Source organism: Uliginosibacterium gangwonense DSM 18521, assembly GCF_000373965.1.
Classification (GTDB): Bacteria; Pseudomonadota; Gammaproteobacteria; order Burkholderiales; family Rhodocyclaceae; genus Uliginosibacterium; species Uliginosibacterium gangwonense.
Genome location: NZ_KB892857.1, coordinates 185,995 through 200,584 on the forward strand (window position 1 = coordinate 185,995; position 14,590 = coordinate 200,584).

Sequence of the window (14,590 nt, forward strand, 5' to 3'; positions counted from 1 at the left end):
ACTCACCTTGGCTCGGCCTTCTGCCCTGAAGCCAGTACCCGATGTCGCACCATCACCTTGTGGGTGTCGGCAAACAGCCGACTCAGCGACTCGGCCATGTACACCGAGCGGTGCTGACCGCCGGTACAGCCAATCGCCACGGTCAGGTAGTTACGCCCATCGGCCACAAAAGAAGGCAGCCAGTTGGCCACAAAGCGACGGATATCCTCAGTCATGCGCCTGACATCATCAGAGGCTTCCAGGAAATCGATCACAGGCTGATCAAGCCCGGTAAGGCTGCGCATGGTCGGGATGTAGAAGGGGTTGGGCAGGCAGCGCACATCGAAGACCATGTCGGCATCCACCGGAATGCCATGCTTGAAGCCGAAAGACTGGAATAACAAGGTGAGGCCCGGCGCCAGATCGCTCTTTGCCAATTCGCGCATCCAGGAGCGCAACACATTCGGGTGCAACTGGCTGGTGTCGATGCGTTGCCCCAGCTCGGCCAGGGGGGAGAGCATCTCGCGCTCACGGTTGATGGCCTCCTGCACAGTCATCTGCGCATCGGCCAGCGGATGGCGGCGGCGGGTTTCCGAGTAACGGGCGATCAGGGTTGCGTCCCGCGCATCCAGGAACACAAAGCGCAGGTCTTCGACCAGTTCGCGCAGATGCTCCATCACTTCCGGCAGAGCCTTGATGCTGCTACCTGCGCGCACATCCACCGCAACCGCCACACGCTTGCTGCCTTCAGCGCGCAACTGCACGACCAGTTGCGGCAACAGGGTCACCGGCAGGTTATCGACACAATAGAATCCGGCATCTTCGAGCACATTCAAGGCAATGCTCTTGCCTGAGCCCGACAATCCACTAATCAAGATGAGTTGCATCGTTCGCTTCCACTACGCCGATGGCGAGAACCTCCTAGCATAGCGAATTCGTGCGAAGTTTCGTCAATTAACGAAACCTGGGAAACGCAATTTCGTAAGCCTGCTTGCGCTGGGTGCAACGCTCCAGGATGCGTTCACGCTCTTCGGCGTCCGCATAGCCCCAGCCGGTAATCTCGGACAGGGTGCGGAAGCACCCCAGGCAGGTGTCGGTATCATCCAGGCAACACATCCGCACACACGGGGAAGCAGGCAGGATGTCACTCATGATTCATCTCTTCCAGTCCACACGGACTCACCACGGCACAGAGCGCCCGGTATAGTCAAAGAAGCAGCCATTGCTACCTGCCGACAGCCCCCCGATCACTTCGCGCAGATCCTCCACCGCCTCGGTCACCCCCAGATGCGCATTCGGCCCGCCCATGTCGGTGCGCACCCAGCCTGGGTGCAGCGCGACCACGATGGCGCCCTTGGGGCCGAATTCGCATGCGGCCGTCTTGACGACCATGTTGAGCGCCGCCTTTGAGCACCGGTAGGTGAGCATGTTGGCCGCATCCGCCAACTCCACCGACCCCACGCGGGAAGAGAGCACGGCAATGACGCCCTGCTCCACCGCCACGGCAGAGCCAAAAGCCTGGACCAGACTCATCGGCCCCAACACATTGGTGTGCATGACCTGATCGAAGGCCTGCACCTCGGGGGCCACAAAGCCCAAGGCATCCGGCCCCGAAACACCGGCATTGATGATCAGCAGGTCCAAGGGCTTATCGTTCAGATGCCAGAGCAGCGCATCGATTGAATCAGAGTCCGTTACATCCAGCGCCTGCAAATCCACACTGGGAGGCAGCCAACTGCGGGCCTGCTCTGGATTGCGGCAACCGGCAATCACATTCCAGCCATCGGCTGCATATTGCACCGCAAACTCCAGGCCGATGCCCCGACTGGCCCCTGCCACCAGTACCGTCTTACCCATTTCACATTCTCCATCATCGAGTCCAGCAGAAACACGTCAAGACCTGTGTGGCGTATCACGGTATGCGCCTATCTATGCATTATGTGCTGTGCCCATCTGAAAATACAGCCTGCGACAGCCCCCTACTTGCAGCACACCCCTGCTCCATGCATCATCACTGCACAATACCACGACAACAAACCTACCCCATGCAGACCACCACACTGAGCCATCCCCACCCTTGCCCACCCGCGCCGGGCTGCACGCTGGAAGTCGCCCCCGGCGTCCACTGGCTGCGGCTGGCCCTGCCGTGGAGCCTGGATCACATCAACCTGTGGCTGCTGGAGGACGGGGCTGGCTTATGCCTCGTGGACACCGGCCTAGGCGATGAGCCTACACGCACTCAGCTCGATCAGGTGTTTGCCGCGCGAACCTGCCCGCTTGGGCGGATCATCGCCACGCACTACCACCCGGATCACCTGGGGAATGCCGAGTGGCTGGCGCAGCGTAGCGGTGCCGAGGTCTGGATGGCCACTGGGGAATACCTGCTCGCCCAGGCCCTGTTCCACCAGACACCGGGGCACGACGTGGCGGCCATGCTCGCGCACTTCCGCCTCCACGGGCTGGATGAGGTCCGCCTTGAGCGCCTCGCGGCACGGGGCAACGTCTTCCGGCGTGGCGTTCCCACCCTGCCCGCGCACTACAACCGGCTGGCGGATGGCGATGTCATCACCATCGGCGGACGCCGTTGGCGCTGCATCGTGGGCTACGGCCATTCACCCGAGCACATCGCCCTGTACTGCGATGAAGCACGGCTGCTGATCTCCGGCGATATGTTGCTGCCGCGCATCACCACCAATGTGGCCGTGCCCGCCAGCAGCCCCAACGAGGATGCAGTAGGGCGCTTCCTGGCCTCCATCGACCGCTTTGCAGACCTGCCCGCCGATACCCTGGTGCTGCCCGCCCACGGCCTGCCCTTTGTAGGGGTGCATGCCCGGATAGGGCAACTGCACGCACACCACCAGGAACGCGATGCGACAATGCAGACGGCGCTTGAGCAAGCATGTTGCGCTGCCGATCTGCTCAGTACCCTGTTCCGGCGCGAACTGGACCCACATCAGGTCATGTTTGCGATGAGCGAGACCATCGCCCACCTGAACCACCTCTGGCAAAACGGTGGCGCACGAAGATTTGACGATCATGGCAGGCTGCGTTTCCAGGCCTGCCAGAATGCGCTGCCACCCCCCACCCCACTTGCTTAGCAGGAGTTTGCGCCATGGCCCTTCCCCAGACCAATGCCCCCACCGCCGAGTTGCCCGACCCCGCCGAAGTCGCCAAAACCTATGCGGAAGTGGCCCAACGCACCTCAAAACTGATTGCAGAGCACATGAAGCGCCAGGCCGACACCGGCCTGCAGACGCCCAATGATGAGCTGGGGCTCACCCAGGCCTTCATGGACATGTTCGGCAAGCTGCTCGCCGACCCCTACCGCGTCGCCCAGTTGCAGATGAATCTGGTGTGGGATTACTTCTCGCTGTGGCAGCACTCCATGCTCCGGCTATGGGGCATGTCACCCGAGCCTGTGGCCTCACCGGGCAAAGATGACAAACGCTTCAAGGACGAAGGCTGGCAGGATCATTTCCTGTTTGATTTCGTCAAACAAAGCTACCTGATCGCCGCCCGCCATTTTCATGACACCGTCTCTAGCATTGAGGGACTGGACGCCGATACGCAGAAGAAAGTGAATTTCTTCACCCGCCAATATATCGACGCACTCTCCCCCTCCAACTTTGCACTCACCAATCCAGAGGTTTTCCGTGAAACCATGCGCAGCCACGGGCAAAACCTGATCAAAGGATTCAACAACCTGCTCCGCGACGTGGAAGAAGGCGACGGCAAGCTCAAGATCCGCATGACCGATCCCCATGCCTTTGAGCTGGGCAAAAACGTTGCCACCACTCCCGGCAAGGTCGTCTTCCAAAACGAGCTGATGCAATTGCTGCACTACACCCCCACCACCACGCAGGTCTGGAAGCGCCCGCTGCTGATCGTGCCACCGTGGATCAACAAATACTACATTCTCGACCTGCGCGAAAAAAACTCCTACATCAAATGGGCCGTAGACCAGGGACATACCGTCTTTGTCATCAGTTGGGTCAATCCCGATGCCAAGCTTGCCCACAAAGGCTATGAAGATTACGTCACCACAGGCGTGCTGGCAGCACTTGACGCCATTGAGGAGCAAACCGGCGAAAAAGAAGTCAACGCCATCGGTTACTGCCTGGGCGGCACCCTGCTTGCCACTACACTGGCATACATGACCGCCAAGCGTGACAAGCGAATTGCATCAGGCACCTTCTTCACCTCGCTGCTGGATTTCTCCCAACCCGGTGAGTTGGGTGTTTTCATTGATGAAGCCCAGGTTGTAAACCTGGAAAAGAAGATGCTTGAACGCGGCTATCTGGAAGGCAGCGAGATGGCCAACACCTTCAATATGCTGCGTGCAAACGACCTGATCTGGTCCTTCGTGGTCAACAACTACCTGATGGGCAAAGACCCCTTCCCCTTCGACCTGTTGTACTGGAACTCAGATTCCACTCGCATGCCCGCCAAGATGCACAGCTACTACCTGCGCAAAATGTACCTGGAAAACGCGCTACGCGAACCCGGTGGCATCGAAGTCTGCGGCGTCAAGATTGATCTGGCAAAAATCAAGGTGCCCTGCTATTTCATCTCCACCCTGGAAGACCACATCGCCCCCTGGAAAACCACCTATCTGGGCGCACTCACCCTAGGTACTCCCGCACGCTTTGTGCTGGGCGGCTCGGGGCATATCGCAGGCATCGTCAACCCGCCTGTGGCCAACAAATATGGCTACTGGACACGTACAGACGGCAAACTCCCCGAGCAGGCCGATGAATGGCTGCAGGGAACAACGCATCAAGCAGGCTCCTGGTGGACCGACTGGCAAGCCTGGGTTCAAAACCAGAACACCAACCAGGTCGCCGCACGCAACCCCCTGCAAGGCAAGCTCAAAGTGCTCGAAGACGCCCCCGGCTCCTACGTTAAAACCCGGGCAGACAAAGGCACACGATAAAACGTAGCCTTCCACCAAGCGGCCTGAGGGCCGCTTTTTTACGAGCGCCATGTAAATTGAGTATGCATGATTTTCGTGACAACGGTAAACAGAGCTACAATAGATTCAACAGATTGCCCCTTGGCACACGGATTAATCACCAACACTCAAAACAGGAATAGCTTGATGAACTGGCCAGATGATGCCGATGGTGATGTTTTTCGTCGCCTCCTTAAGCACGGGTTTAACTTCTCAAAATCATATATAGTGAATTACAACGTTGATTTTGACACTTGGCCTCCATCAAGGTCGGCACTCGACCTCTTGCGCTCCATGTATGGAACACTAGAAATATTCGAACAGGAAGAAGGGAGCGCTGGTTACGTGCAGTTCCAGATACACGGCCCTGTCACCTACGAATCGGTTACGACAATGCAGCTCCAGACCAGCTCAAGAATGGCTCCATATGGGGGAATTTGCGAATCATGGGGCGTGTTGCAAGACGAGTCCTGACTTGGTCCATACTCATGCAGCCCAGATAAAACGCAAGTTCGATCATTGGTACTTCACACATCTTGAAGCCAAATCCTTCGCCTGAGAACCTTATGCAAGAATCTCCGGAAACTTTATATGAACTCTATTTTCCAGAAATTGACTTAGGGACTGACGACCCAGTTTTGCCTGGAATCCCATGTACCTATTTGTCTGTATTTGATCACTGGCTAAATGAAAAAGAAGCAGAAACATGCCCTGTGATGAATTTTTCCGCCGCAAAAAGTTCAGGAAAAATGGAGCAATATCTTGCTGGAGAGCAAAAATTCCTTCATCTCTATCGTTTTCTATCTAGAGAGGGCGTGCTGTGCAAAGTCTCACAGGAGATCAAAAAATATGATTCTTGTGATAGCGACTTGGAATCAATATTTATTAGCAGCTTACGCGAAGCCAGATTCATGGATGTATTCTTTTTAGGTTTTGGGGCTCGTGTCATTGGTGGTTATGATCGAACAGATCTTGTTGTTGCCAAAGGCCAGAACGAACTGTCTAGCATTGTGAGCCAAGCCTCTGTATTTGGAATTCACGCTTTGCCATTTTAAGCATAAAGCATTACATTTAGCTCAAAATTATTTTCTATGAAGTGGTAGTCTCAAGTAGTATCAAAACTCTTGTTGCAACAAAACAGCAAACACAATAGAAACATCTCCACACATCTGTTTTACCGCACAATTCCTCATACGCCTTTCCAACCAACGAAATAGCTGCCAAACAGCCACGTAATCGCTCAGGTTTGAGCGGAATCACAAGAGCAAGTGCATAGAGGTGGCTCTGAGAATTTGCACCCTTCATTCAATCAACTATCTCCACAAAATATCCAGAACTGAATTTCGGAGACGAGCTCAGGTTCTTCAGTAGCCATGCCATCAATTAGTTGCTTGGGCAAACCAAGCCTCACCTGTTCATAGCAAAAGCGGTCTATCACAGACTCCCACCCGTATTTCTGCCAACCCTGATTGTCAAACACCGTAACTTGCAGTAGGGTGAGCGCAAAATACCTATAAAAAGCAAGGTTATACTTACAGAGGAGACAAGAAGGTGGCAGACATACTGTTCAAATGGTCTGACGACTACACCGTCGGCGTTGCAGAAATCGATGAGCAGCACAAGGAACTGGTGCGCCTGCTCAACGATCTGCACCAGGCTATTCATGAGCGTCACGGTTCGGACGCTTCGCGCAAGATCCTGAACGAGCTGGCCGAATACACCCGGGTGCACTTCGCGGTGGAAGAGAGCCTGATGCGGATCACGCACTACCCGGATTTTGAGAATCACAAGAAGATCCATGAGGCACTGATCCAGCAGGTGGTGGAGTTACAGAACAAGCTCGACTCCGGCACGGCCAAGATCTCGTTTGAGCTGTTGCACTTCCTCAAGCAGTGGCTGATGCATCACATTGTTGAATCAGACAAGCTCTTTGGTGCGTTTTTCACCCATTCGAAGGCTTCCGCCAACTGGATGCCCCCGCCACAGGCTGGGGAGCAGCAAAAGAGCCGCTGGAAGTTCTGGTAGTTCCAGGAGTAGCATTGGGCCGCTCTTCCTCCCCTTGGCCCAGGCAGATGTTCAACGAATTGGAAATCACCGGCAGAGTCCGCACACATGTCATTTGGTTGGCAGAGCCGCGCTTTGCCAATTTGTCATACCCCGCATCCCGGAAATCTACGAACGGCATATCCTCAATGATGTACGCCCGAATGAGCAGCGCCATGCGGCATGGATAGCACGACTAGGCATTAGCCCCGACAGCAGGGCAGAATGATCCTGGCGCAGGCCGTAAAAAAGCCGCCCGAAGGCGGCCAAGGGGGAGGGGAGGCACCCGGGAACACGTGCCTCCCTGGGAGTCGAGATAGGGTTCAGTCGAGCTTGACGACCACGTATTGCTGATTATCACCACGCTGAATCAGGAGCGGCACACGCTTGCCTGCCGCTTCGGTGAGTTTGCGTAATTGCTCGACGCTGCTCACACGCTGGTTATTCACCGCGAGTACCACGTCACCCTGGCGGATACCGGCCTTGGCGGCGGCACCGCTGGCCGATTCGATCAGCAACCCGCCATTCACGCCGAGGCGGCGTTGTTCAGCCTCGCTCAGCGGACGCACAGCCAGCCCCAGCTTGCCACCTTCGGCGATCTTGCCCCCACCAAGCTTGGCGGGTTTGTTGTCATCGGCGGCCTCGCCGAGCTTGGCGACCAGTTCGCGGCTGGATTTGTCACGCCATACTTTGAGGTGCACGGTGTCGCCGGGGGCACGTTCGCCGATCATGCTGGGTAGATCCGCCGTTTCATCCACACTCTTGCCATCCACTTGCAGGATGATGTCGCCGGACTGCACTCCCGCCTTGGCGGCTGGGCCGCTGGGGTCGACCGAGCTGACCAGGGCACCTGCGGGCTTGTCCAGACCAAAGGACTGGGCCAGTTCTGCGTCCATACCTTGAATCATGACACCGAGCTTGCCGCGCGACACTTTGCCGTGCTTGAGCAACTGGTCACGCACCTTGAGGGCCACGTCAATGGGGATCGAGAAGGAGATGCCTGCAAATTGCCCGGTGCCCGAGTAGATCTGCGAGTTGATGCCGATCACTTCACCATTCAGGTTGAACAGCGGGCCGCCGGAGTTGCCGGGGTTGATCGCCACATCGGTCTGGATAAAGGTAGTGTAGCTGTCACCTTCCAGACGGCGGGCCTTGGCAGAGATGATGCCGGAGGTCACGGTGTTCTCAAAGCCGAAGGGGGAGCCTACAGCCAGCACCCATTCGCCCACACGCGCCTTGGATGCTTCGCCGGTCTTCACCGCAGGCAGGTCATTGGCATTGATCTTGATGAGGGCCACATCGCTGCGTTTGTCTGAGCCGACAACCTTGGCCTTGAACTCACGTTTGTCAGTAAGCTTGACAGTGACTTCGCTGGCACCATCCACCACGTGAGCATTGGTCAGGATATAACCATCGCTGCTGACGATAAAGCCTGAACCCACGCCCTGGCTGATCTGGGTGTCATCATTATTGTTGCCCTGCCCTCTCGGGTCGTTCGGCATTGGCATGCCGAAGCGGCGGAAGAATTCGAAGAAGGGATCGTCTTCATTGGCAAAGGGGCTGGCACGCCGATGCTCGACGCTCTTGACGCTGATGTTGACCACGGATGGCCCCACCTGCTCGACAAGCGTTGCAAAATCCGGCATCGCCATCCGGCCAGCAGATGCAGCGGCGGCAACCGGAGCCACGGCTGCAGCCTGTGCCGCAGGGGCGCTGGCATGCGTGGAATTGATACCTATTTCCTTCAGGCATCCAGTAAAGGCAACCAGCGAGACGCCCCCTACCAGCAACGCACGAGGAAAAGACCTGAGCATGTAAAACCTCCACAAGACAATAGATATGAACGCCAGCCCCTGGCACCCAGCGCACCAGGGAATTGGTACGGAGTCAGACGCAGACCATGTGCATGCAGTTCCAACGTCTAACAAACGCTTACAAAGTGGGGGACATTTGATGCAAGTTCAAGGGGTTTACGCAACAAAAGGGCGGACTATCTGCAATGGTGCTTATAATTAACAATTGCTATTCAGTGTATTTCTCATCGGACAGATTGCCATGACACTCACCGATCTTCGCTATATCGTCGCCCTGGCGCAGGAACGCCATTTTGGACATGCGGCTGAAAAGTGCCACGTGAGCCAGCCCACGCTATCGGTCGCCGTCAAAAAGCTGGAGGAGCAACTCGGGGTACTGCTTTTCGAGCGCAGCGCTGCCGACGTGAAGGTGACTGAAATCGGCCGCCGCATCGTGGAGCAGGCCGAACGCGTGCTACGCGAAGCCAGCCAGATCCGCGACATTGCCGAGGCCGGGCGGGATACCTTCTCTGGCCCGCTGACGCTCGGGGTGATCTACACCATCGGCCCGTACCTGCTACCCTCGCTGATCCCTTTACTGGCCGAGCGTGCCCCCCGCATGCCGCTGATCATCCAGGAGAACTACACCCACCGTCTGGCCGAGCAGCTCAAGAAGGGGGAAATTGATGTCGCCATCCTGGCGCTGCCCTTCCAGGAGCCCGGCATTGTCACCCAGCCGGTCTATGACGAACCCTTCCGCATCGTGCTGCCCGCCAGCCACACCTGGGCCAAGCAGGAGAGCATCTCCACCGAGCAATTGCAGGAAGAGCCGCTCCTTCTGCTGGGTGCGGGCAACTGCTTCCGCGATCAGGTGCTGGAAGCCTGCCCACGCTGTGCACATGGCACAGGCTTGCAGAAAACCATGGAAGGCAGCTCGCTGGAAACCATCCGCCTGATGGTTGCCACCGGCCTGGGCATCACCGTACTGCCCAGCTCTGCGGCGGACCCGCAGATCAACACGCAGGATCTGATCTCCGTGCGCAAGTTCGCAGCGCCTGAACCTACGCGGCGCATTGCGATTGCCTGGCGGGTCACCTACCCGCGTACCCGCGTCATCGACCTGCTGCGTGCCGCCGTGCTGGACAGCAAGCTCCCCGGCGTGACCCAGGTTCGCGGCTAGGCCAACCTAAACCTGCCCAGGCACTTCCTGCCCCGTGACAGCCTGAGCGGGCTGCCGGGCATGCCGCCCCAGCCACAGGCATAGCGCCACGCTGGCACACGGCAGCCAGACGTAACGCAACTCGCTGAGCAGCACCTGCCAGCCCCGCGCACCCATCAGGCGTTCAACACCGATGGGGGAGACACGGATGGGGCGCCAGGGGAAAAAGAAGCGGTACTCCGACCATGGCCACAGCAGGGCAACCCCTTTGCCGCCATCGGTAAAGGCATCCAGCACAGGATGCGAAGCAATGGCGATGAACAGGAAGGCAAACCCGGCCCACATACCGCACACCCGCCTTGAGGCCAGGGCCGCCGCAAGCGTGAATGAGGCCAGCGCGGCAAACAGCAGGGAATGGCTGATGCCCCGGTGCCCCAGGCCACTACCATAGACCAGCCCCCAACGGAACAGCAGCACATCGAGGTCTGGCAACATGGCCATCCCTATTCCGCACAGGAACAAGGCGCGGGACCGGCACCCCACACCAATGCCCAGTGCAATGGGCACCGCCGCATGGGAAATAATTGTTGGCATGTATCAGATACACGATGCAATTGAGATTCAGCCACGGACAACCGTGACGCTACAAGGCGCAGCCAATACCACTTTACCCACATGCGCAGACAAGTGCCGACGCCCGGACTCCGTCGGGGCGCCAATAAGGATATGACTGACCCGATTCGTGCGCGCATAGTTGAGGATGGCTTCGCCTGGGTCATTATCTTCCAGAATCTGGTGCGTCACGCGCGCAGCCGACGCCTGGACGCCACTGGCCCAGTGCCTCAACTCCACGAGCAGGCGGATATGCTCACGGGGTGCGCTCGTCGCCTCGTCCGAAGTGCCCAGCACCGGCGGCTCCCGGGTCACGGCCACAAATGCCAGGCGGGCCTCGGGCGTCAGGCGAGCGACCCGCTCGACATCGCGTTGCAATGCCTGTTGCTGACGATCATCGCCTTCACCCAGGGCAACCACCACCAGGATGATGGGTGCATGGTCTTCCACCAACTCCGCTGCGTCAATCTGGCTGGGCTCAAACCCGCTGCCCCGAATCCAATCCCGCACACGCGCACTCAAGCTGACGCGCCGGGTGTTCAAACCAAGTTCAGTCACACTGACCTGATCCAGATGGCGCAGGTCAAAAGCAATCTGCCTGGCATTGGCATAACGGCGTGCAGGATAGACTTCCAGACAATGCAGAATGATTTCCTGCAAGGCAGGTGGCAGGTCCGCACGTAGTGCGCGTGGAGGATGGGGCGCAGTTTTCAGGCGCTTACGCATACCACTCGTGCTTTGCGGCCAGCCAAAAGGCAGCACCCCGGTCGAGAATTCATAGAGCATCACCCCCAGGGCAAACAGATCGCTACGCAGATCGGTGCGGATACCCAAGACCTGCTCCGGCGCAATATAAGGGGCGGAGCCCATGGGGCGCTGGAAGGCTTCCGCGAGCAGATCCGGCAGGTGTGCATGGCGGGCCAGCCCAAAATCAATGAGCACCACCCCACCCTGCGGGCGCATCATCACATTGGAAGGCTTCAGATCAAGATGGATGGCCCCCATCTCATGCAGAGCGGCCAGGGCGTCCGCAATCGCAGCCCCCGTTTGCAGCACCTCCTCCACCGGCCACGGGGCACGGCTCACCTCTGCCGACAGTGCGCGCCCTTCGATCTTTTCCATGACCAGATAGGGCTCGCGTTCGATGTCGCTGAATGCGTAAAGCATAGGCACCGGGCCGCCTGCCAGGGCTTCGAGCATCATCTGCTCGACCTCGAAACCAACAATGCCCGCGCTGGATTCGCCTTGCCCCAGGCGTGGCACCTTCATTACTGCGGGGCCGGGCAGTGCTTCGTGCACCACCTCGTAGATGACAGCCATACCACCCGCATACATCCGGGAGACAACACAGAACCCGTCCAGCACATCCCCCGGTGCCAGCTCGGTGGCGATCACGCCTTGCCTTCCAGATACAAGGCCAGACGGGATGGCAGACCTGCAGCGCGGATTTTCTCTGCGGCCGCATGGTGATCGTAGGGCACACGGAAGAAAGTCAGCTTCTGCTGGATCGAATCGAACACCGCATAGCGTGCGCCCACCTGACGATCCCGGGGCTGCCCACAGGAGCCGACAATGGCAAGCCAGGAACGATGGTTGGGGACAGGCACCGGGATGTTTTCCGTCGGGCGGAAGGCAAACATATGTTCATCCCGCCCGGAGTAATACAGGGTCGGGTCATGAACATGGCCACTAAATACCCAATCGGCCTGGGCTGCGCTCAAGCAGGCCTCAGCATCATGCCCGGTGCTGACGTAAGTCCAGCTTTCGGGCTCAACGGCCGACGCGTGCACACAAAACATATGCTCTTCTCGATAGCTCAAGGGCAGGCGCAACAGAAATTGCGTGTGGCGAGGCTTGAGTTGACCACGTGTCCAATCGATGGCCATTTGGGCATCTTCATTCATTTCACACGGCGCCCGCCCGCATGCCAAGGCATCGTGATTCCCTAGAATCGCCACCGCCTGCTGTGTTTCAACCAGTTGCATGCAACGCTCCAATACCGCCTGTGGGTCAGCGCCATAGCCGATCAAATCCCCCAAAAGCAGCAGGCGAGCCACTCCTTGCCCTTGGGCATGAGCCAGAACGGCCTCGAAAGCCTCGATGTTGCTGTGTATATCCGCAATCAATCCGTAACGCATACAGCCAGAATTCCTCAGGAGCAGTGGTAACAGGAGTAGCCTACTCTCCACCTTACGACACAGCTCCCAAGGCGTCCAGCCGTCACGCACACAAGAACCTGAAAAAAGAGCGGCCGGCCCCACTGCCTGGAAGGGCCAGCCGCTGGCGGCAGCTAGTTTTGATGGATATCGCGGTTTCTGGTTTCAGGCAGGAAGAACACCCCCACCACAAAGGTCAGTACCGCCACACCGATGGGATACCACAGCCCGTAGTAGATATCGCCCGTGGCCGCGACCATCGCAAATGCCGTTGTTGGCAGGAAGCCGCCAAACCAGCCGTTGCCAATGTGGTATGGCAAAGACATTGAGGTATAACGGATACGGGCGGGGAAGAGTTCCACCAGCCACGCGGCAATCGGCCCGTACACCATGGTTACATAGAGCACCAGGATGGTGAGCAGCAGGACCAACATCGGGTAATTGATCTTGTCCGGGTCTGCCTTGGCTGGGTAGCCCGCATCCTTGAGCCCGGTGTTGAGCACCTTGTCGAACTCTGCCGATTTGGCCTTGCCATCGGCAGGTGCAAGCCCGGTGCCTTCGTAGCTGGCCACCACCTTGTCACCAATCTTGATCTGTGCCAGTGCGCCAGGGGCGCCGACCTCATTGGAATAGGGAATGGCGCGCTTGGCGAGCGAACCCTTGGCTATATCGCAGGAACTGGTGAATTTGGCCTTGCCCACTGGGTCAAACTGGAAGGAGCATTGCGCCGGATCTGCAACCACCGTGACCGGATTCTTGATCTGGGCAGCAAATACATCCGGGTTGCCGTATTGGGTGATGGCCTTGAAAATTGGGAAGTAGGTCAGCGCTGCAAGCAGACAACCGATCATGACAATGGGCTTGCGGCCGATTTTGTCCGAGAGGATACCGAACAGAACAAAGAACGGCGTCCCCAGCGCCAGGGCCGCTGCAATCAGCAGGTTGGCCGTCTGGGAATCAATCTTGAGTGTCTGCTGCAAGAAAAATAGTGCATAAAATTGGCCGGTATACCACACCACAGCCTGCCCTGCGGTTGCTCCAAACAGGGCCAGCAGTACCACCTTGAGGTTGTCCCAGCGTGCAAAAGACTCGGTAATAGGTGCCTTGGAAGCCTTGCCTTCAGCTTTCATGCGCTGGAATACCGGGGATTCATGCAACTGCATACGGATGTAGACCGATACGATCAGCAATGCAATCGAGATCAGAAAAGGAATACGCCAGCCCCACTCTTCAAACGCCTCTTTACCCAGGCTTGTACGCACGCCAAGGATCACCAGCAGGGAAATGAACAGTCCCATGGTGGCGGTCGTCTGAATCCAGCTTGTGAAAAGGCCTCGTTTGCCTGCCGGAGCATGCTCGGCGACGTAAGTGGCCGCACCGCCATATTCACCGCCCAAGGCCAAGCCTTGCAGCAGGCGCAGCGAGATGAGGATAACGGGTGCCGCCACACCAATCGAAGCATATGTCGGCAACATACCCACGATGGCAGTTGACAAGCCCATGATCAGAATAGTGATCAGAAAGGTGTATTTGCGCCCGATCATATCGCCCAGGCGCCCGAACACGATGGCGCCAAAGGGGCGCACTGCAAAACCTGCCGCAAATGCCAGGAGGGCAAAAATGAAGCCGGTGGTCTCATTCACACCAGCAAAGAAGTGCTTGGCAATGATCGCCGCCAAGGAGCCGTATAGATAAAAGTCATACCATTCGAATACGGTACCGAGCGACGAGGCAAATATCACCTTGCGTTCAGCTGCGGTCATTCCTCCAGTACGCGGTGCAGCAGACGCACGCGTCAAAGTCTCTGTTGCCATGTCTCCTCCTGTTGCGGGATGGGTCTTGTCATTGCTCTGTCCAAGCCTCGCGGCTCGGCGGCAGGCTCAACTTATTCCCGGAG

Annotated in this window: 14 protein-coding genes; 6 read left to right on the forward strand and 8 right to left on the reverse strand. The window is 57.8% G+C overall.

The window, feature by feature from the left end; translation table 11 throughout:
• Window positions 1-2: 2 nt before the first annotated feature.
• The 3 genes from rapZ to B145_RS0115450 form a co-directional block, all read right to left on the reverse strand.
• Window positions 3-866, reverse strand: a complete 864-nt coding sequence (gene rapZ / locus B145_RS27015; RefSeq protein ID WP_018608489.1) for an RNase adapter RapZ — start codon at window positions 864-866, stop codon at window positions 3-5.
• 67 nt (window positions 867-933) lie between these two features.
• On the reverse strand, window positions 934-1,131 hold the full coding sequence (locus B145_RS0115445) for a DUF1289 domain-containing protein (protein WP_018608490.1): 198 nt from the start codon (window positions 1,129-1,131) through the stop codon (window positions 934-936).
• Between the two features lie 27 nt (window positions 1,132-1,158).
• On the reverse strand, window positions 1,159-1,836 hold the full coding sequence (locus B145_RS0115450; RefSeq protein WP_018608491.1) for an SDR family oxidoreductase: 678 nt from the start codon (window positions 1,834-1,836) through the stop codon (window positions 1,159-1,161).
• Window positions 1,837-2,024: 188 nt separating this feature from the next.
• Here B145_RS0115450 and B145_RS0115455 point away from each other — a divergent pair, with 188 nt between their 5' ends.
• The 5 genes from B145_RS0115455 (at window position 2,025) to B145_RS0115480 (ending at window position 6,955) form a co-directional block, all read left to right on the forward strand.
• Window positions 2,025-3,077, forward strand: coding sequence for an MBL fold metallo-hydrolase (locus B145_RS0115455; protein ID WP_018608492.1), 1,053 nt, complete (start codon window positions 2,025-2,027; stop codon window positions 3,075-3,077).
• A gap of 14 nt (window positions 3,078-3,091) precedes the next feature.
• Entirely contained in the window at window positions 3,092-4,912 is a 1,821-nt protein-coding gene (gene phaC, locus B145_RS0115460; RefSeq protein WP_018608493.1) for a class I poly(R)-hydroxyalkanoic acid synthase, read from the forward strand.
• Between the two features lie 165 nt (window positions 4,913-5,077).
• Window positions 5,078-5,404, forward strand: a complete 327-nt coding sequence (locus tag B145_RS0115465) for a ribonuclease E inhibitor RraB (RefSeq protein WP_018608494.1) — start codon at window positions 5,078-5,080, stop codon at window positions 5,402-5,404.
• Window positions 5,405-5,496: 92 nt separating this feature from the next.
• Entirely contained in the window at window positions 5,497-5,985 is a 489-nt protein-coding gene (locus tag B145_RS0115470; protein ID WP_157288450.1) for a hypothetical protein, read from the forward strand.
• A 496-nt stretch (window positions 5,986-6,481) separates the two neighbouring features.
• Window positions 6,482-6,955 (forward strand): bacteriohemerythrin, encoded by a 474-nt coding sequence (locus B145_RS0115480; RefSeq protein WP_018608497.1) that lies wholly within the window; start codon window positions 6,482-6,484, stop codon window positions 6,953-6,955.
• A 341-nt stretch (window positions 6,956-7,296) separates the two neighbouring features.
• On the opposite strand, the gene B145_RS0115485 is transcribed toward B145_RS0115480, so the two are convergent.
• A complete protein-coding gene (locus B145_RS0115485) occupies window positions 7,297-8,787 on the reverse strand; it encodes a DegQ family serine endoprotease (RefSeq protein WP_018608498.1) in 1,491 nt (496 codons plus the stop codon).
• Window positions 8,788-9,028: 241 nt separating this feature from the next.
• Between B145_RS0115485 and B145_RS0115490 the strand changes: the two genes are divergently transcribed.
• Complete coding sequence (locus B145_RS0115490) at window positions 9,029-9,946, forward strand: hydrogen peroxide-inducible genes activator (protein WP_026259184.1); 918 nt, start codon at window positions 9,029-9,031, stop codon at window positions 9,944-9,946.
• A gap of 6 nt (window positions 9,947-9,952) precedes the next feature.
• Here the strand turns inward: B145_RS0115490 and B145_RS25855 are convergent, their stop codons facing one another.
• From B145_RS25855 to B145_RS0115510, 4 genes are all read right to left on the reverse strand, one after another.
• Window positions 9,953-10,519, reverse strand: coding sequence for a metal-dependent hydrolase (locus B145_RS25855; RefSeq protein ID WP_051082606.1), 567 nt, complete (start codon window positions 10,517-10,519; stop codon window positions 9,953-9,955).
• Between the two features lie 27 nt (window positions 10,520-10,546).
• On the reverse strand, window positions 10,547-11,932 hold the full coding sequence (locus B145_RS0115500) for a serine/threonine protein kinase (RefSeq protein WP_018608501.1): 1,386 nt from the start codon (window positions 11,930-11,932) through the stop codon (window positions 10,547-10,549).
• Window positions 11,929-12,675, reverse strand: a complete 747-nt coding sequence (locus B145_RS0115505) for a metallophosphoesterase family protein (RefSeq protein ID WP_018608502.1) — start codon at window positions 12,673-12,675, stop codon at window positions 11,929-11,931. Before B145_RS0115505 ends, B145_RS0115500 begins: the two co-directional genes overlap by 4 nt.
• Before the next feature lie 152 nt (window positions 12,676-12,827).
• Complete coding sequence (locus tag B145_RS0115510; RefSeq protein WP_026259186.1) at window positions 12,828-14,507, reverse strand: MFS transporter; 1,680 nt, start codon at window positions 14,505-14,507, stop codon at window positions 12,828-12,830.
• Between the last annotated feature and the right edge of the window lie 83 nt (window positions 14,508-14,590).

Coding starts and splice junctions, on each gene's coding strand:
- rapZ (WP_018608489.1), bottom strand. CDS start 866: ATGCAACTCATCTTGATTAGTGGATTGTCGGGCTCAGGCAAGAGCATT.
- B145_RS0115445 (WP_018608490.1), bottom strand. CDS start 1,131: ATGAGTGACATCCTGCCTGCTTCCCCGTGTGTGCGGATGTGTTGCCTG.
- B145_RS0115450 (WP_018608491.1), bottom strand. CDS start 1,836: ATGGGTAAGACGGTACTGGTGGCAGGGGCCAGTCGGGGCATCGGCCTG.
- B145_RS0115455 (WP_018608492.1), top strand. CDS start 2,025: ATGCAGACCACCACACTGAGCCATCCCCACCCTTGCCCACCCGCGCCG.
- phaC (WP_018608493.1), top strand. CDS start 3,092: ATGGCCCTTCCCCAGACCAATGCCCCCACCGCCGAGTTGCCCGACCCC.
- B145_RS0115465 (WP_018608494.1), top strand. CDS start 5,078: ATGAACTGGCCAGATGATGCCGATGGTGATGTTTTTCGTCGCCTCCTT.
- B145_RS0115470 (WP_157288450.1), top strand. CDS start 5,497: ATGCAAGAATCTCCGGAAACTTTATATGAACTCTATTTTCCAGAAATT.
- B145_RS0115485 (WP_018608498.1), bottom strand. CDS start 8,787: ATGCTCAGGTCTTTTCCTCGTGCGTTGCTGGTAGGGGGCGTCTCGCTG.
- B145_RS0115490 (WP_026259184.1), top strand. CDS start 9,029: ATGACACTCACCGATCTTCGCTATATCGTCGCCCTGGCGCAGGAACGC.
- B145_RS25855 (WP_051082606.1), bottom strand. CDS start 10,519: ATGCCAACAATTATTTCCCATGCGGCGGTGCCCATTGCACTGGGCATT.
- B145_RS0115505 (WP_018608502.1), bottom strand. CDS start 12,675: ATGCGTTACGGATTGATTGCGGATATACACAGCAACATCGAGGCTTTC.
- B145_RS0115510 (WP_026259186.1), bottom strand. CDS start 14,507: ATGGCAACAGAGACTTTGACGCGTGCGTCTGCTGCACCGCGTACTGGA.